This window comes from Paenibacillus konkukensis (genome assembly GCF_023523925.1).
GTDB lineage: Bacteria > Bacillota > Bacilli > Paenibacillales > NBRC-103111 > Paenibacillus_S > Paenibacillus_S doosanensis.
Map to the genome: position 1 here is coordinate 7,315,859 of NZ_CP027059.1, position 17,229 is coordinate 7,333,087.

At 52.9% G+C, this 17,229-nt stretch carries 19 protein-coding genes and 1 other annotated feature; of the genes, 16 read left to right on the forward strand and 3 right to left on the reverse strand.

Annotated features, from left to right (window positions below; genetic code table 11):
• Nucleotides 1–79 precede the first annotated feature (79 nt).
• The 12 genes from spoIIGA to SK3146_RS31850 all read left to right on the forward strand — a co-directional run bounded on the left by spoIIGA (nucleotide 80) and on the right by SK3146_RS31850 (nucleotide 10,994).
• On the forward strand, nucleotides 80–1,000 hold the full coding sequence (gene spoIIGA, locus SK3146_RS31795) for a sigma-E processing peptidase SpoIIGA (protein ID WP_249862557.1): 921 nt from the start codon (nucleotides 80–82) through the stop codon (nucleotides 998–1,000).
• An 84-nt stretch (nucleotides 1,001–1,084) separates the two neighbouring features.
• On the forward strand, nucleotides 1,085–1,807 hold the full coding sequence (gene sigE, locus SK3146_RS31800) for an RNA polymerase sporulation sigma factor SigE (RefSeq protein WP_249862558.1): 723 nt from the start codon (nucleotides 1,085–1,087) through the stop codon (nucleotides 1,805–1,807).
• Nucleotides 1,808–1,977: 170 nt separating this feature from the next.
• A complete protein-coding gene (sigG, locus tag SK3146_RS31805; protein WP_249862559.1) occupies nucleotides 1,978–2,760 on the forward strand; it encodes an RNA polymerase sporulation sigma factor SigG in 783 nt (260 codons plus the stop codon).
• 215 nt (nucleotides 2,761–2,975) lie between these two features.
• A complete protein-coding gene (locus tag SK3146_RS31810) occupies nucleotides 2,976–3,275 on the forward strand; it encodes a YlmC/YmxH family sporulation protein (protein ID WP_249862560.1) in 300 nt (99 codons plus the stop codon).
• Between the two features lie 228 nt (nucleotides 3,276–3,503).
• On the forward strand, nucleotides 3,504–4,361 hold the full coding sequence (pgeF, locus tag SK3146_RS31815) for a peptidoglycan editing factor PgeF (protein WP_249862561.1): 858 nt from the start codon (nucleotides 3,504–3,506) through the stop codon (nucleotides 4,359–4,361).
• 56 nt (nucleotides 4,362–4,417) lie between these two features.
• Nucleotides 4,418–5,101 (forward strand): YggS family pyridoxal phosphate-dependent enzyme, encoded by a 684-nt coding sequence (locus tag SK3146_RS31820; protein WP_259617014.1) that lies wholly within the window; start codon nucleotides 4,418–4,420, stop codon nucleotides 5,099–5,101.
• A 119-nt stretch (nucleotides 5,102–5,220) separates the two neighbouring features.
• Entirely contained in the window at nucleotides 5,221–5,655 is a 435-nt protein-coding gene (locus SK3146_RS31825) for a cell division protein SepF (protein WP_249862563.1), read from the forward strand.
• 74 nt (nucleotides 5,656–5,729) lie between these two features.
• Complete coding sequence (locus SK3146_RS31830) at nucleotides 5,730–5,945, forward strand: YggT family protein (protein WP_434006921.1); 216 nt, start codon at nucleotides 5,730–5,732, stop codon at nucleotides 5,943–5,945.
• Between the two features lie 9 nt (nucleotides 5,946–5,954).
• Nucleotides 5,955–6,737 carry a YlmH family RNA-binding protein gene (locus SK3146_RS31835; RefSeq protein ID WP_249862565.1) on the forward strand — a complete coding sequence of 261 codons (783 nt, stop codon included), beginning with the start codon at nucleotides 5,955–5,957 and terminating at the stop codon, nucleotides 6,735–6,737.
• A 117-nt stretch (nucleotides 6,738–6,854) separates the two neighbouring features.
• A complete protein-coding gene (locus SK3146_RS31840) occupies nucleotides 6,855–7,334 on the forward strand; it encodes a DivIVA domain-containing protein (protein ID WP_249862566.1) in 480 nt (159 codons plus the stop codon).
• Nucleotides 7,335–7,413: 79 nt separating this feature from the next.
• Nucleotides 7,414–7,673: a binding site (T-box leader), on the forward strand.
• 101 nt (nucleotides 7,674–7,774) lie between these two features.
• Nucleotides 7,775–10,540, forward strand: a complete 2,766-nt coding sequence (gene ileS / locus SK3146_RS31845) for an isoleucine--tRNA ligase (RefSeq protein WP_249862567.1) — start codon at nucleotides 7,775–7,777, stop codon at nucleotides 10,538–10,540.
• 178 nt (nucleotides 10,541–10,718) lie between these two features.
• The gene (locus tag SK3146_RS31850; RefSeq protein ID WP_249866504.1) at nucleotides 10,719–10,994 is read left to right on the forward strand and encodes a DUF5665 domain-containing protein; all 276 of its coding nucleotides are present in this window, start codon (nucleotides 10,719–10,721) and stop codon (nucleotides 10,992–10,994) included.
• On the opposite strand, the gene SK3146_RS31855 is transcribed toward SK3146_RS31850, so the two are convergent.
• Nucleotides 10,991–11,749 (reverse strand): TraR/DksA C4-type zinc finger protein, encoded by a 759-nt coding sequence (locus SK3146_RS31855; protein WP_249862568.1) that lies wholly within the window; start codon nucleotides 11,747–11,749, stop codon nucleotides 10,991–10,993. The genes SK3146_RS31850 and SK3146_RS31855 overlap by 4 nt on opposite strands.
• 109 nt (nucleotides 11,750–11,858) lie before the next feature.
• Here SK3146_RS31855 and lspA point away from each other — a divergent pair, with 109 nt between their 5' ends.
• The 4 genes from lspA (at nucleotide 11,859) to SK3146_RS31875 (ending at nucleotide 15,061) form a co-directional block, all read left to right on the forward strand.
• Nucleotides 11,859–12,350, forward strand: coding sequence for a signal peptidase II (gene lspA, locus SK3146_RS31860; RefSeq protein ID WP_249862569.1), 492 nt, complete (start codon nucleotides 11,859–11,861; stop codon nucleotides 12,348–12,350).
• 3 nt (nucleotides 12,351–12,353) lie between these two features.
• On the forward strand, nucleotides 12,354–13,304 hold the full coding sequence (locus SK3146_RS31865; protein ID WP_249862570.1) for an RluA family pseudouridine synthase: 951 nt from the start codon (nucleotides 12,354–12,356) through the stop codon (nucleotides 13,302–13,304).
• A 12-nt stretch (nucleotides 13,305–13,316) separates the two neighbouring features.
• Nucleotides 13,317–14,474, forward strand: a complete 1,158-nt coding sequence (locus SK3146_RS31870; protein ID WP_249862571.1) for an aminotransferase A — start codon at nucleotides 13,317–13,319, stop codon at nucleotides 14,472–14,474.
• Between the two features lie 215 nt (nucleotides 14,475–14,689).
• Nucleotides 14,690–15,061, forward strand: a complete 372-nt coding sequence (locus SK3146_RS31875) for a VOC family protein (protein WP_249862572.1) — start codon at nucleotides 14,690–14,692, stop codon at nucleotides 15,059–15,061.
• Nucleotides 15,062–15,140: 79 nt separating this feature from the next.
• On the opposite strand, the gene SK3146_RS31880 is transcribed toward SK3146_RS31875, so the two are convergent.
• Together SK3146_RS31880 and dapD are read right to left on the reverse strand one after the other, a co-directional pair.
• A complete protein-coding gene (locus SK3146_RS31880) occupies nucleotides 15,141–16,301 on the reverse strand; it encodes an N-acetyldiaminopimelate deacetylase (protein ID WP_249862573.1) in 1,161 nt (386 codons plus the stop codon).
• Between the two features lie 95 nt (nucleotides 16,302–16,396).
• Nucleotides 16,397–17,107: a 2,3,4,5-tetrahydropyridine-2,6-dicarboxylate N-acetyltransferase gene (gene dapD / locus SK3146_RS31885; protein ID WP_249862574.1), complete on the reverse strand. Its 711-nt coding sequence runs from the start codon at nucleotides 17,105–17,107 to the stop codon at nucleotides 16,397–16,399.
• Between the last annotated feature and the right edge of the window lie 122 nt (nucleotides 17,108–17,229).

Consider the following 17,229-nt stretch of genomic DNA (forward strand, 5'->3'; position numbering starts at 1 on the left):
TGGAATAAGCTTACTATATACTTGTCTCATTCGCTGGAAACTGGCGGCGGGCAACGGCTGCATGCGGGAGGTCGGGAAGATGATTGTGTATATCGATATCATTTTCCTCGTGAACCTGCTTATCGACGCGGCGCTGCTGCTTGTCACGGCCAAATCCAGGCGGCTTTCCTTTCGGTGGTGGAGACTGCTCTTATCCGCTTGCATCGGAGCCGCATACGTTGTATTCCTGTTTTTTCCGCCGCTATCGTTTCTGTATACGTTCGCCGTTAAATTCATCTTATCTCTGATCATGCTTCTGACAGCGTTCGGATACGGAGGAGTGCAGCACTTTTGGCGGAATGTGGGCGCTTTTTACATTATTAATTTTGTGGCCGCCGGAGCGGTCGTAGGAGTGCATTATTTCTGGATGTCGTCCGGCGAGGTGATAAACGGCATTTTATTTACGCAATCGGGCGGAGTGGAGCACAGGCTGCAAATCGGGTTGTTGTTTCTCGCAGCCGTCCTGTGCTTCGCTTTCTGGCTGTACCGTCATGTGCAGCAAACTGCGAAAAAGAAAGAGGAAATGACCGCTTTCTTTGCCCAAGTAGACGTGCATATCGATCAGTTCGAGTCGAGCTGCACCGGACTTATCGATACGGGCAACCAGCTGTACGACCCTTTGACGAAAACTCCGGTTATGGTTATGGAGCTATCGCAATGGGGCGAGAAAATACCCGAGGCTTGGAGGAAGCGGATTGAACGGGCGGAGGTCGATCAGATCGTGACGGCGATCGGCACCGATGAGTTCGAGTGGCAGGACCGGCTGCGGCTCGTCCCTTACCGCGGAGTGAACCGCAGCACGCAATTTATGCTGGCGATTAAACCGGACCGCGTCGTCATCACGCATAATAACCGCCGGATTGAAGCGATGAAGGTGCTGATCGGGTTGGACGGAGGCAAGCTAAGCGCCGATAATGCTTATCAGGCTATCATACATCCTCATCTGCTGGAAAGCTCTTAGGGCCCGGTCCTGCGACATCTGACAAGCCGATAAAAGGAAATCCGAAGGAAACCAACCGCAATATGCTAAGGAGGAAAAACGAACATGCTCTTGAAACTGAAGCTCATTCTGCAAATCTATTATTTCCGTCTTTTGCTGTTTCTCGGGATTAAAGGGGAGGAAATCTATTATATAGGCGGGAGCGAAGCCCTTCCTCCACCGCTTACACGCGAAGAGGAAGAATACTTGCTGGAGAAGCTTCCTTCAGGAGATGCCGCGATCCGCGCCATGCTCATTGAGCGCAATTTGCGTCTGGTCGTCTATATCGCGCGCAAGTTCGAAAATACCGGCATTAACATCGAGGATCTCGTATCGATCGGGGCGATCGGATTGATCAAGGCGGTCAATACGTTCGACCCCGAAAAAAAGATCAAGCTCGCGACCTATGCCTCGCGCTGTATCGAAAACGAGATTTTGATGTATTTGCGCCGCAACAGCAAAATTCGTACGGAGGTTTCCTTCGACGAACCGCTCAATATCGATTGGGACGGCAACGAGCTGCTGCTGTCCGACGTGCTCGGGACGGAGAACGATACGATCTACCGCAATATCGAGGAGCAGGTAGATCGCAAGCTGCTGCATAAAGCGCTCGACAAGCTGTCCGAGAGAGAGAGGACGATTATGGAGCTGCGTTTCGGGCTGCAGGACGGGGAAGAGAAGACGCAGAAGGATGTGGCCGACATGCTGGGCATTTCCCAATCGTACATATCCCGGCTGGAGAAGCGCATTATTAAACGGCTGCGCAAGGAATTCAATAAAATGGTTTAAACTGGAAAAAATATTTTTTATGTTTCTTGAAAGCGAATCCGTGCTTGTTCTGATTGGTTTCGCTCTTCTTTACGACCCTTCCGGCGACGGAGCAGAGGGAAGGGGGACGCATAAAAACGATGCCTGAGGAGATAATTAACAGTAATGTTTCTCCTTGGGAGGTAATCACGGTGACCCGAAACAAAGTCGAGATTTGCGGTGTAGATACTGCAAAGCTACCTGTTCTTACCAACGCGGAAATGCGTGAATTATTCGTTCAGCTGCAATCCAATAATGAACGAACGGCAAGAGAGAAATTGGTCAACGGCAATTTGCGCTTAGTGCTCAGCGTCATACAGCGCTTCAACAATCGCGGCGAATATGTAGACGATTTGTTTCAAGTTGGATGTATCGGACTGATGAAGGCGATCGATAACTTTGACTTAAGCCAAAATGTAAAATTTTCTACCTATGCTGTGCCGATGATCATCGGAGAAATTCGCCGTTACTTGCGCGACAACAATCCGATACGGGTATCCCGCTCGCTGCGCGACATCGCCTACAAGGCGCTGCAGGTTCGCGACAGTCTGACGAATCAAAATTCCCGCGAACCGACGATCTATGAAATCTCGGAGGCGCTGAACGTGCCTAAAGAAGACGTCGTATTCGCGCTGGATGCGATTCAGGACCCGGTTTCTTTGTTCGAGCCGATTTACCACGACGGCGGCGATCCGATCTATGTCATGGATCAAATCAGCGACGACCGGAACAAAGACGTTTCCTGGATCGAAGGCATTGCGCTCAGAGAGGCGATGCGGAAGCTGAACGACCGGGAAAAAATGATTTTATCGATGCGCTTTTTCGACGGCAAGACGCAGATGGAAGTGGCGGACGAAATCGGCATTTCGCAGGCCCAAGTATCGCGGCTGGAGAAATCGGCCATTTCGCAAATGCAGAAGCATGTGAAAAACTGACCGCGGCATATTAAGCTACAGGCTATTTATAACATGCGGACCTGACTCCGTTATCCGGAGCGCAGGTCTTTTTTTTGTCGCAGTCGAAAAGAGGAGGCGTTCGGTCAGGCGTTATTTTTGCAGCGAAATGGACATTTTGCCGGGCGCCCACATATAGTATGTATAGAGGCTGGTATCCCGGTCCATAATCCATGAGAATACGTGGTGGTTGCAGCGTGAAAATATCAGATTTTCAAACCAAGGACGTAATCAATATAGTGGACGGCAAAAAACTCGGGCAAATTAGCGATTTGGAGCTCGACCTCCGCCAAGGGCGCATCGAATCGATCGTAGTGCCGAACAACAGCCGGTTCTTCGGTTTGTTCGGCGGGACAACCGATGTGGTGATTCCATGGAAGAACATCGTTAAGATCGGAATGGATGTCGTTTTGGTGAAGCTCGATGATGTCCGCAGCTTCCGGCAGCAGGAGGAAGTGGATACGACGTACGAATACAATCGGCAGTATCGTGGATAGCAGCTCCGCTCTTCCTGCAGCTCGGGCAGAGCGGTTCTTGCGAGCAGGCACACAAGCGGTTTGGCGTCCGCCATCACGTACGGCGCGCTAACGCATGTGTGCTGTTTGTCGTCTCGGCGGACCGCCCCGGCAAAAGATGCGAAGAAACTGAGGATTGCGGCCTCCTTCATGGTATACTGGATAAGAGAGTGAGAATAAGGAAACCCGGACGAGGGGAGACAATGAAGCATGGAACCGTTTGTGCTGCAAAAATTGGAGAACGGATGCGAGCTTTTTTTTGTAAAAGGGTGGATGGACCGGTATGCAGGATTGACGGCCGGGTTTACGTCCCGTCACGGCGGCGTGAGCAGGAGGCAGTTCGGAAGTCTGAATTGCGGACTGCATGTGGCGGACGCTCCCGAAGATGTCATTCATAACAGAAGGCGGGTAGCCGAAGCGCTGAATATCCGGCTTGAGGATTGCACCTATGCCGAGCAGGTTCACGGCAATGAAGTGCAAGCGGTGACTCGGGAGCATGCCGGGGCGGGCATCGAATCCAGGGAGCAGGCGATTCAGGCTAAAGACGCTTTTATTACGAATGAAACGGGATTGTTTCTTCATGCGCTGTTTGCGGACTGCGTGCCTCTGCTGTTTTTTGACCCGGTTCGCAGGGCCGTAGGGCTCGCTCACGCGGGCTGGAAAGGGACGGTGCTGCAGATTGCCCGGATGACCGTAGAGGCGATGCGGGAGCGTTACGGGACGCAGCCGGAGGATCTCCTCGCCGCGATCGGTCCGTCGATTCATTCCTGCTGCTACGAGGTAGACGATACCGTCATGGACCGCATTCGCGCGGCGATGAACGAGCTTGGCGTCGGGAATGAGCCTGCGGACGGAGGCGAAGCGATTTACCGAGAGAGAGAAAACCGCAAGTACAGCTTGAGCTTGCAACAAATGAACCGACAAATTATGATAAAAGCAGGAATTTTGCCGTCTCATATCGAAATGAGTAGTTTATGCACAAGCTGCCGTACCGATCTGTTCTTCTCTCATAGGAAAGAAGCGGGAATTACGGGCCGGATGGCCGCATGGATAGGCTTCAACGAATAGCTTCGGGAATCGATGACGGGATAAATAGGTTTTTTAATGAAGAGGTGACTTACGTTTTGCAATTGTCGCAGTCCATATCTTATGTAGAAGACAGAGTAGCTCAAGCATGCGCGCGTGCCGGACGTGAGCGCAAGGATGTGCAGATTATCGCGGTAACCAAATACGTTTCTATGGAAACGACGGGCGAAGTGTTCCGGCACGGCCTGGAGCATGTCGGCGAAAACCGCTGGCAGGATGCCGAGGCCAAATGGAAGGCGTTCGGCGATCGGGGAACATGGCATTTTATCGGCCATTTGCAGACAAACAAGGTGAAGGATGTTATAGGGAAGTTCGCCTATATTCATTCGTTGGACAGGCTGTCGCTGGCGAAGGAAGTGGAGAAGAAGGCGGCTGCGCTCGGCATTACGGCGCAATGCTTCATTCAGCTGAACGTATCCGGGGAAGACACGAAGTTCGGGCTGGCTCCCGCGGAGCTGCCGGCGTTCGTCGAAGCGATCCGGCCTCTCAAGCACATTCGTGTCGTAGGATTGATGACGATGGCGCCATACGAGGCGGAGCCGGAGGCGACGCGGCCTGTATTCCGCGGCCTAAGGGAGCTTCGCGACCAAATGAATCGGGAGCTTGCGCTCGGCTATGAAGTGCCCCATTTGTCGATGGGGATGTCCAACGATTTCGAAGTGGCGATCGAAGAGGGAGCTACCTGGATTCGTCTTGGATCTATCCTGGTGGGCAAAGAATAAGTTCGCCTGCGGCGAAACTCAAAGCATCGCTTACGAAGTAAGTTTCGCCTGCGGCGAAACTCAAAGTATCGCTTACGAAGTAAGTTTCGCCTGCGGCGAAACTCTTAGGAGGAGAGAATATGGGCGTAATGAACAAATTCATGAACTTCTTGGGCTTGCAGGATGAAGAAGAGGTCGTTGAAAGGGAGCGGGTCGTCGAGCAATCGGTCGAGGAGCCTGAAACCAATCCTGCGGAGCAACGTAGAAATAAGGGAAATATCGTAAGCATCCACTCGCAAAAAAACGTCAGAGTGATACTTAACGAGCCGAAGTCTTACGAAGATACCCAGGAGATCGCCGACCATCTCCGTTCCCGCCGGCCTGTCGTCGTCAATCTGCACCTGGTACGTCCCGATCAGGCTACCCGGATCGTCGACTTTATTAGCGGAACGGTGTATGCGCTGAACGGGTCCATCTCCAAAATCGGGCCGAACATTTTTTTATGCACCCCGGATACCGTTGAAATTCACGGCTCGATCTCGGAAATAATAAATCATGACGGGTACTCACATTAATTGAAATCGAGGTGAACAGCTTGTACAACTCTATTGACGGTTACATCTACACACTCATTGAAATCTATACATATATGCTGATCGCCTACGTGCTGCTGTCGTGGCTGCCAAGCGCGCGGGACAGCTTTGTCGGCGAAATACTCGGCAAGCTGTGCGAGCCGTATTTGTCGATCTTCCGCCGCTTCATTCCGCCTATCGGAGGAATGATCGACATCTCCCCGATCGTCGCCTTGATCGCACTGCGTTTTGTCGGCGAAGGCATCCGGGCCGTCGTCAATTTTTTTATCTAGGTGATGCAGGTGAGCACAGACCAACTTTATTCGCATTTTCATCCGGATGAACACCGTTTCGTCGATAAAGCGGCCGAATGGGTCGAGCGGGCCGGCCAGCATCAGGTGAAGCTGACGGATTTTCTGGACCCTCGGCAGGCGTTTATTTTAACCACTCTGGTCAATCGAAGCCAGGACGTCCAGGTACGTTTCGACGGAGGCCACGAGCAGTCCGAGCGCAGAAGAGCCTTGATCGCTCCGGATTACCGGGCGCTGGAGGAAGAGGATATGGGAATCGTTCTGATCTCGGTTACTTCCTTGGATGACAAGCTGAAGGATTTGGACCACAGCGATTATATGGGTTCTATTCTGGCGCTGGGTATGAAGAGAGACAAGATCGGAGACATTCACGTATCGGATCACGGCTGTCATTTCCTTGTCGCCGCCGAGGTCGCCGATTATATGCGGTTGAATCTGCAGCAGGTGCACCGGGTCCACGTGCAAACCGAGGTTCTGCCTCTGGAGAAGCTGAACGCGACGGGCACGAAGCTGGAGGAAATCGGCTTATCGGTAGCCTCCATGCGTTTGGACGGGATCGTAAGCGATGTGTACCATTTGAGCCGGGCCAAAATTTTGACGCCGATCAAAGCGGGCCGCTGCAAAGTCAATTGGAAGCAGGAAGAAGACCCCAGCAAACCGCTCAAAACGGGTGATGTCGTATCCTTGCAAGGGTTCGGACGGTTTAAGGTGCTGGAGGTTGAAGGCGTGACCAAGAAGGGCAGGTTTCGAGTGAAAATCGGCAAATATGTTTAGTTTGCCGATTTTTTTGTGCAGGAATGCAGGAAAATGCGGCCTACTGTCGAATATAGCAGTACGCGTCTGACAGGAATTCATTTTACGGATGTTGCAAAATATTCAGGAGGTGCAGCAATGGCTTTAACACCGTTGGATATACATAATAAAGAATTTGGCCGTTCGTTCCGCGGTTACGATGAAGATGAAGTCAATGAATTTCTGGATTTGGTGATTAAAGATTACGAAGCGCTTATTCGGGAAAATAAAGATTTGCAAAATCAGCTGGCAGGGATTCAGGAGCGGCTCGATCATTTCTCCAATATTGAAGAAACGCTCAGCAAGACGATCATTATCGCTCAGGAGGCGGCTGATGAAGTCAAGTCCAATTCCAAGAAGGAAGCGCAGCTGATCATAAAGGAAGCGGAAAAAAACGCCGATCGCATCATCAACGAATCGCTTGCAAAATCCAGAAAAATTGCCGTGGAAATCGAAGAGTTGAAAAAGCAGGCTTCCATATACCGTACCCGGTTCCGCACGTTGCTTGAAGCTCAGCTGGAACTGCTCGGCAAAGAAGATTGGAGCTCCCTGGAGCGCATGGAGATCGAGCATTCTTAGGACTTCCGCGTTCTGCGGAGCCTTATGTTGACTCTGTCTTGTATTTTCGTTATACTCCGTAATAGTAAAAGTAAATGACGATAAAGCGTAGACTGGGACAAGTACTTCATGTTGCGCAAGGGTCAGCGAGCCGGGATGTTGGTGGGAGCCCGGTCCCGGGCGGTGAAGGAATATCACCCACGAGCGTCTCTTGAAAAGAAGAGTAAAGAGAATCGGCTGATCCCGTTACAGATCATGGAGTGAAGGCTGACCGGCTGGCGGCGTACGCATAATCGATGCGGACGTCCTGCGGGAGAATGCCTTAATCAGGGTGGTACCGCGAGACTTCTCGTCCCTATTGGGATGAGGAGTCTTTTTTGCTGCTTGGGAAAACTGCTTTCGATAATAATCGGGGGATTTGTTGCTTATTTTATCGGCCACAGAAAGGATGAATTGTAAAAATGGATTATGGAAAAACATTGAATTTATTGCAGACGGAATTTCCGATGCGCGGCAATTTGCCGCAAGCGGAGCCGAAAATGCAGCAGCATTGGAACGAATTGGACATTTACCGGATGGTGCAGGAGAGCCGCAAAGGCAAGCCGAAATTTATTTTGCACGACGGGCCTCCGTACGCCAACGGAGACATTCATATCGGACACGCGATGAATAAAATTTTGAAGGACATCATCGTCCGCTTCAAAACGATGCAGGGCTTCGACGCCCCTTATGTGCCCGGCTGGGATACTCACGGTCTGCCGATCGAGCAGGCAATCGCCAACGGCGGCAAGGTGGACCGCAAAAAAATGAGCGTGCACGAATTCCGCGAATATTGCAAAGAATATGCGCTGCAATGGGTGGAGAAGCAGAAGGCGCAATTCAAACGCCTTGCGATCCGCGGCGATTGGGATAATCCGTACATTACGCTGCAGCCGAAATATGAAGCCCAACAAATCCGCGTATTCGGCGAAATGGTGAACAAGGGATACATTTATAAAGGCTTGAAGCCGGTTTACTGGTCTCCATCCTCGGAGAGCGCGCTGGCGGAAGCCGAAATCGAATATAAAGACAAACAATCCACATCGGTATATGTGGCTTTCCAGGTTAAGGACGGCAAGGGCAAGCTGCCGGAAGACGCGTCGATCGTCATTTGGACGACGACGCCTTGGACGCTGCCTGCGAACCTCGGGATCAGCCTGCATCCCGACTTTGATTATTCGCTCGTTCAGGTGAACGGCAAAAAATACGTTGTAGCCGCAGGGCTGCTGGACGCCGTATCCAAAGAAATCGGCTGGACGGATGTGCAGGTGCTGTCGCAAATCAAGGGCAGCGAGCTGGAGCATGTGCTGTGCCAGCATCCGTTCTACGATCGCACTTCGCTCGTCATGGTCGGAGAGCACGTGACGCTGGACGCCGGTACGGGAGCCGTACATACCGCTCCGGGACACGGCGAGGACGACTTTGCCATCGGGCAGCGCTATAATCTGGGCGTATTGTGTCCGGTGGACGATCAAGGGCATTTTACGGCGGAAGCGCCGGGCTTTGAAGGGATGTTTTATGAAAAGGGCGGCAAGCTGGTAACGGAAAAATTGACCGAGTCCGGCCATCTGCTTCATATGAGCACGATTCAGCATCAATATCCGCATGACTGGCGCACGAAGAAACCGGTCATTTTCCGCGCAACGGAGCAATGGTTCGCTTCCGTGGACAAATTCCGCCAGGAGATGCTGGAGGAAATTAAACGCATTAACTGGACGCCGAACTGGGGCGAGGTTCGCCTGCATAATATGATTGCCGACCGCGGAGACTGGTGCATTTCCCGTCAGCGGGTATGGGGCGTGCCGATCCCGATTTTCTACTGCCGCAGCTGCAGCGAGCCGCTCGTCAACCAAGACACGATTGAGCATGTTGCGCAAGTTTTCGAACGGGAAGGTTCCAATGCCTGGTTCCAGAAAGACGAGAAGGAGCTGCTTCCGCAAGGGGCCGTTTGTCCGAAATGCGGTCACGATCATTTCCGCAAAGAAACGGATATTATGGATGTATGGTTTGATTCCGGTTCCAGCCACGTCGGCGTGCTGGAGTCCCGCGAAGAGCTGCAGTGGCCTGCCGATCTGTATTTGGAAGGCTCCGACCAGTACCGCGGCTGGTATAACTCTTCTCTGATCACCGGGGTAGCCGTTAAAGGCCAGGCTCCGTACAAAGGAATTTTGAGCCACGGCTTTACGCTGGACGGGGAAGGACGCAAAATGTCCAAATCGCTCGGCAACACGGTCGATCCGAATCAAGTATGCGAGAAGCTCGGCGCCGACATTTTGCGCTTGTGGGTATCCTCGGTCGATTATCAATCCGACGTTCGGATTTCCGACAATATTTTGACTCAAATTACGGAAGTATACCGGAAAATCCGCAATACGCTCCGCTTCCTCCTGGGCAATTTGTACGATTACAACCCGTCGACAGACCGCGTCGCTCCGGCCGCGATGAACGAGCTCGACCGTTTTGCCGAAGCGCGTTTGAACCGGTTGATCGAAAAAGTGACCCAGGCTTACGAGGCATACGAGTTCCACGTCGTATACCAAGCAGTACATCATTTCTGCGCCGTAGAGATGAGCGCGTTTTACCTGGATATCTGCAAAGACCGGTTGTATGCGAGCGCGCCTGAGGATGCGGGACGCAAAGCGGCGCAAACGGTATTATATGATGTGCTGACGGCAATAACTAAACTGATTGCGCCTATTTTGCCGCATACGTCCGATGAAGTATGGAAGTACATCCCTGGAGCGGAATTGGCGAGCGTGCAATTGTCCGAGCTGCCTACGCCGCAGGCGTCGCTCTTTGACGAGGCGCTGGAAACCAAGTGGGAGCAGTTCATCGAAGTGCGCGACAACGTGTTGAAGGCGCTCGAGGAAGCGCGTAAAGCGAAGACGATCGGCAACTCGCTGGGCGCGGCCGTACACTTGTATCCGGATGCCGAGACCTATGCGCTGCTGCAAGGCTTCGAGCAGTTGGATCAGCTGTTCATTGTTTCCGCGGCCTTCGTACACGAGCCGGGAACCGGCGCGCCTGAAGGGGCTCATTCGTTCAAAGGAGCGTCCGTAAAAGTCGAAGTGGCTGAAGGAGACAAATGCGAACGCTGCTGGATCGTCACCCCGGAAGTAGGTCACGACCACGAGCATCCGACGCTGTGCAAACGCTGCGCAGGAGTAATTCAGCTGACCAAAGCCTGATCAAATAATGAGCCGCCGCGGCATAAGCGAATTTGCCTTATGCCGGGCAGCTTGTTATGAGAGTTCGGACGTACGGCTGATTAACGGTGTTTCGGCAAGCGAGCTAACGTTTCATGAGTCGGGAGGGATTGGGATGATCGATCAGGAAAAATGGAATAATCATAAGCTTCTTGAAAGTATGAACAAGAAGGTAACCCATATGTCGAACCAGATGGAACGAATCCAGATTGCCGATTACGTGCAGCTTCTGAACAATCCGAGGAGGCTTATTCTAACCAACTTATTGGCGGGCATTTCCCGCGGCGTCGGGATCGCCATCGGGTTTACGGTTTTTGCCACGACGATTTTGTATTTTCTGAAGCTGCTGGGAGCGCTCAATATACCGATCGTCGGCGACTATATCGCCGATATCGTCAAGCACGTGCAGTATCAGCTTGGAGAACGCAGCTATTAGTACAGCCCGTCGTCGTCTTCCAGTTCATGCTCCGGTTCGAGCAGGCCTTCGCCTTCGCCGCTGTTCATATAGTTATGATAAGCTTTGTTGCGGACGACGGTGACGTGCTGGCCGTACATATCGGTAGCTATGAAGCTTTCGTAAGATTCGACATATCCGTCATGCTCGTCCGGCTCGATCTCCATGTCGTTGTAATTATCCGAGACGTTGGGGTTCTCGGCCATGGCAGGAGTATTGGACGTTCCCCAGCTCTCTACGATTTGCCAGGCGTCTTCGCCGTCGAACTGGTTCTGCTCGTCCAGCTCGTCCAAGCTGGTCCGGCCGAACGGAGGCGCGAGCAGCCGCTCTTCGACGGACCGGCGCTGCGATAAATGCGGGTCGGGAACGTGCGCCGTGCAATAAGCTGCAGTCGGAATCGCCTGCAGCCGTTCGAACGGAATAGGAGCGCCGCAGACCGAGCAGGAGCCGTAGGTGCCGTTTTCCATCCGGGCCAAAGCTTCCTTGACGTCCGTCAAATGCCGCTCGCTGTTTTCGAGCAGCGCGATGTCTTTGCCCCGCTCGAACAGTTCCGAGCCCAGGTCCGCCGGATGATTGTCGTTGGTCGACAGCTCCCCGGTCTGGTTGCGCAGCGATTCACTAAGGCCGAAATGCTCGTTGTCCTGCAGCTTCGTTTCGAGCCATTGCCGCTCCTTAACCAGGGTGTCTTTCAGTTCCTGAAGCTGCTTCGAGTTCAATGAGTTCGGGTGATTCGTCATGGAAGACGCCTCCTTGTAGAAATCACGATGCTCCTATTTTTTACGAACGCTGCGCTTTTTACATAGGAAAATCCTTGTATCACAGGAAGAACAATAAGGAGATGTAGCCTTGATCTATTACATTTATGCATTAATTGTGCTGCTGCTGGACCAGGCGACCAAATGGGTTATCGTCAACAGGCTGATGCTTGGGGAATCCAGATCGGTGATCGGGGAGTTTTTTCAAATTACGTCCCACCGAAACCGGGGAGCCGCCTTCGGCATTTTGCAAAACCAGCGGTGGTTTTTCATCGTTATTACCTTGGCCGTAGCCGCGGGAGTGATCTGGTATTTGCAGAAAACGCGCAAGGAAGGCCGCAAACTGCTGCCGTTCGCGCTCAGCTTGCTGCTGGGCGGGGCGCTCGGCAATTTCATCGACCGTGCTCTGTTCGGCGAAGTGGTGGACTTTTTGCAATTCCGCTTTCAGTTCAATTGGTTCGGAACGGCTGTAGATTACACCTACCCTATTTTTAACGTGGCGGATTCGGCGATTGTCGTAGGGGTTATTTTAATCTTTGTCGATTCGATCATCGGCTGGAGCAAAGAAAAGAGAGGCGCGTAAACGATGACGTCAGTTTCGGATCAGGAACAATCGGATAACATCATGGAATGGATCGCGGGATCTGAGGACCGGGGAGAGCGTATCGACAAATTCATTACGGAATCGCTGGAGGAAGAAACCTCGCGCACGCAAGTGCAGCAGTGGATTAAAGAGGGGCATCTGAAGGTGAACGGAGGCCCCGTCAAAGCGAACTACAAGCTGGCGGAAGGAGACCGGCTGGCGCTTGTCATTCCCGAGCCGGAGGAGCTGAATTTGACGCCGGAGAACATCCCTCTCGACGTCGTGTACGAGGATTCCGATGTGATCGTCGTCAACAAGCCGCGGGGACTCGTCGTTCATCCGGCTCCGGGGCATTACAGCGGGACGCTGGTCAACGCGCTGCTGCACCACTGCCGGGATTTATCCGGCATTAACGGAGTGATGCGCCCGGGCATCGTTCACCGGATCGATAAAGATACGTCCGGCCTGCTGATGGCGGCCAAAAACGATTTGGCCCATGTTTCGCTCGCGGAGCAGCTGAAGGAGCATTCCGTGAACCGCAAATATATCGCCGTCGTGCACGGCAATGTCGCGCATGATCACGGGACGATCGACGCTCCGATCGGCCGAGATCCCCATGACCGCAAGCTGTATACGGTAACGGAGAAAAACAGCAAGCATGCCGTCACGCATTTCGTCGTGCTGGAGAGATTCGGCGACTATACGCTGGTCGAGCTGAAGCTGGAAACCGGACGCACCCATCAAATCCGGGTGCATATGAAGTTTATCGGCCATCCGCTGGCCGGCGATCCGGCTTACGGGCCTTCGCGCAGCAAAGGGGTCGCGATGGAAGGGCAGGCGCTGCACGCCGCGGTGCTTGGATTCGTCCATCCGCGCACGGGGCAAGAGCTGCAGTTCGAGGCCGGGCTGCCGGAGGATATGCAGCATCTGCTGCATGCGTTAAAAAATCGATAAGGACGGTCCAGTATGGAACATTTGATCAATGCCAAAGTAAAGGATATTCAAATTTCGGGCATCCGCAAAATATCGAACCTCGTCAGCACGTACAAGGATGCGCTCACGCTGACGATCGGCCAGCCCGACTTTCCTACGCCGGATCATATTATGACGGCGGCCAAGGCGGCTATCGACGCTCATAAAACGACATATACGCCGAACCCCGGCATGCCGGAGCTCAGGCAAGCGGCGTCGGCTTTCGCGAACGGCAAATACGGTCTTCACTACAAGCCGGAGACGGAAGTGATCGTAACGACCGGAGCGAGCCAAGCGCTCGATATTACGCTGCGCACAATTTTGGAGCCGGGCTGCGAAGTGATTTTGCCGGGGCCGATTTATCCCGGCTACGAACCGCTCGTCCGGTTATGCGGCGGAGAGCCGGTATATGTCGATACCCGGTCGAACGGCTTCAAGCTGACCGCCGAGCTGCTGGAGCCGCATATTACGGAGAAGACGCGCTGCATTATTCTGTGCTATCCGTCCAACCCGACGGGACGCGTGCTGAACGCGCGGGAGCTGGCGGACATGGCGCGGCTGCTGGAGGAGAAGCAAATTTTCGTCATCTCCGATGAAATCTACAGCGAGCTGATCTACGACGGGCCGCATACGTCGCTGGCTACCATCGGCAATATGCGCGACAAAACGATCGTCATTAACGGCTTGTCCAAGTCGCATTCGATGACCGGCTGGCGCATCGGATTCACGTTCGCGCCCGAGTACTTGTCGCAGCATATGGTCAAGGTGCATCAATATAACGTAACCTGCGCCAGCTCGATCAGCCAATATGCGGCGCTGGAAGCGTTGACGAACGGGGTAGACGATGCGCTTCCGATGAAGCAGGCGTATATCGAGCGGCGGGATTTTGTGTACGACCGTTTGACGGAGCTGGGTTTCGAGCTGGATAAGCCGGAGGGGGCGTTCTATATGTTCCCGTCGATCGAGCGGTTCGGCTTAAGCTCCATGGAATTTACGATGAAGCTGCTTGACGAGCAGCGGGTCGCCGTCGTTCCCGGAGATGCCTTCTCGGTGTACGGCGAAGGTTATATCCGTATTTCTTACGCATACAGCATGGAAGTGCTGGAGAAAGCAATGGAACGGTTCGGAACGTTCGTCCGCGGGTTATCATAGATTATGTTTTAAGACAGACACCGGAAGCTTTGGGCTCCGGTGTTTTTTTCGTTTGTACAAACAAGTGTTGACATGAAACCATAAGGTTTCGTATAATACGAAATGTGCAGATGTGAAACCTTTTGGTTTCGTAATTAGCGCGAAGAATGAGAAGACTGCATCGAATGCATAATAATTCGAGCCGATAAACTACTATTCCGCGGGAGGAAAAGAACATGAAAAGCGCAAGTCCGTTTGTTTTTGTGGAAAATGTACGGGAGTCCGTCGATTACTATCAGTCGGTATTCGGCGGAGACGTCAAAATCTTGAACGAGCACGCCGGCAAGCTGCTTCACGCCGAGCTGCATCTGGGCGGCAGTCTGATCCATTTCTCCGATCCGTTCGGACGGGAAATTCCGGCTGGCCGCGATGTGAACATTATTTTGCAGCTGGACAGCGAAGAGGAGCTGCGTAATATTTACGAAGCTTTGCAAAAGGACGGCGAAGTGACGGTCGAGCTTCAAGATACGTTTTTCGGCGCTTTGCACGGACAGGTCCGCGATCATAAAAATCATATTAACTGGGTCATGAACTATTTCAAGAAGTGATAAGCAAGCTTCAGAAGAACGAGCAGCTAGCAAAAAATCTCCTTACGCCGCTTACGGCATAAGGAGATTTTTTGCTGCACTATTGTCCGGACTCGGACTTCCAGGTGAAATAGTCGCTGATCGTCGCTATAGCGAGATCGACGGCGCGTTCGTCGGGCTCGATTTTGGCATGATGCAGACCGTACGGCGTGTCGACGCCGAGCCAGAACATGAACCCGGGGATCGCTTCGAGGAAATAGCCGAAATCTTCGCCCGTCATCGCCTCGGTGCATTCGATCAGGTTCATCGCATTCGAAGCTTGAACCCAGTTCATAAATTCTCTAGTCGTCTCTTCGTGATTGAATACTTGGCGGTAGTTAGCCCCGTAGTCGATATCGATCTTGCAGTTATAGGAAGTTTCCATACCCGCCGTAAGCGATTCGATGCGGGATTTCACCAGCGCCATCGTTTCCGCGGACAAGGTACGGATCGTTCCTTCCAGCCGCGCTGTCTCGGCGATAATATTTTGCTTGGTTCCTCCGTCGATTTTTCCGATCGTAATGACCGCGGAATCGAGCGGATTGACGTTGCGGGAGATGATCGTCTGCAATTGGCCGACGAGCTGGCAGGCGGTAATGACCATGTCGTTGGCCAAATGCGGGAATGCCGCATGACCGCCCTTGCCGGTCAAATCGATGAACAGCTCGGATGTGTTGGCGAACAAAATGCCCGGCTTGGTGGCGATCGTGCCGACAGGGTATTCCGGGGCGACATGAAGCGCCACGATTTGATCCGGCATCCAGTCCTTCAGCTCTTCGCTTTCCAGCATAGGCTTGGCTCCGCCGGGACCTTCCTCGGCCGGCTGGAAAATAAACGTGATATCGTCGCGGATCGGGTGCTGGACGAAATGCGTCAGAACGCCGAGTCCGATCGCCATATGCATATCATGTCCGCACGCGTGCATGAAGCCATCATGGGTCGAGCGGAACGCATAGCCGGTATCCTCTTTAATCGGCAGGCCGTCCATATCGGCGCGATAGCCGAATCGGCGAACGGGATTCGTTCCTTTGACCGAAACGAGAATTCCCGTCCTCCAGGTGCGGATTTCATAGCGATCCGCAGGGAGGCTGCGAATATAATGAAGCAAATATTGCTGCGTCTTGAATTCGGCGAAGCCGGGCTCGGGAATTTGATGCAGCTCTCGGCGAATGGACACGAACGGGCTTGGATCGGCAACGATGCTTGTCTTGGTTGTTGTCATTGGCGAATCGCCTCCATCTATAATCTACAATAGGCTATGCAATAAACAAAAAGCCCGGCGATATACGCCGAGCTTCGATTGCCGGGCACCGATAATTACAGAGTGCGCAGGTCTTGCAAAATTTCGGTTTTGGATTTTGTTTTGGCGTCTACGGTTTTGATGACGCGCGCAGGAGCGCCGGCGACTACCGTATTCTCGGGAACGTCGACCGTTACGACGGCGCCCGCTGCAACGACGGAGCCTTTGCCGATGCGCACGCCTTCGAGAATAACCGCATTGGCGCCTACCAGCACGTCGTCTTCGATCACGACCGGCTGAGCGGAAGGAGGCTCGATGACGCCTGCGACGACGGAACCGGCTCCGATATGGCACATCGCGCCGATTTTGGCGCGGCCGCCGACGACGACGTTCATGTCGATCATCGTGCCTGCGCCGATGGAAGCGCCGATGTTGATGGAAGCGCCCATCATAATAATCGCGTTATCGCCGATAGCCACTTTATCGCGAATGATTGCGCCGGGCTCAATGCGGGCATTGATGGTTTTCAAGTCGAGCGTCGGAATAGCCGAGTTGCGGCGGTCGTTTTCTACGACGAAGTCTTCGATTTTTCCTTCGTTTTGATCAAGCGCTTGTTTCACGTCGGTCCATTCGCCGAACAGCACGCCGCTTTTGCCGGAAATAAACGATTTGATCGCCGATCCGAAATCGATCGATTCCAAATCGCCCTTTACATATACTTTCACCGGGGTTTTCTTCGTGCTTGTTTTAATAAAGTTAATAACTTCTTCCGTGTTCATTTCCAACATATTCTTTATTCCAACTCCTTATGTAAAATAACGCGCGCCCGCACAAGGCGGGATGCTTCGAACGAAATCATTCCTTTCCTTTATAGCATAAATGACGTGTTCTAGCAATGTGCCCGCTCGAC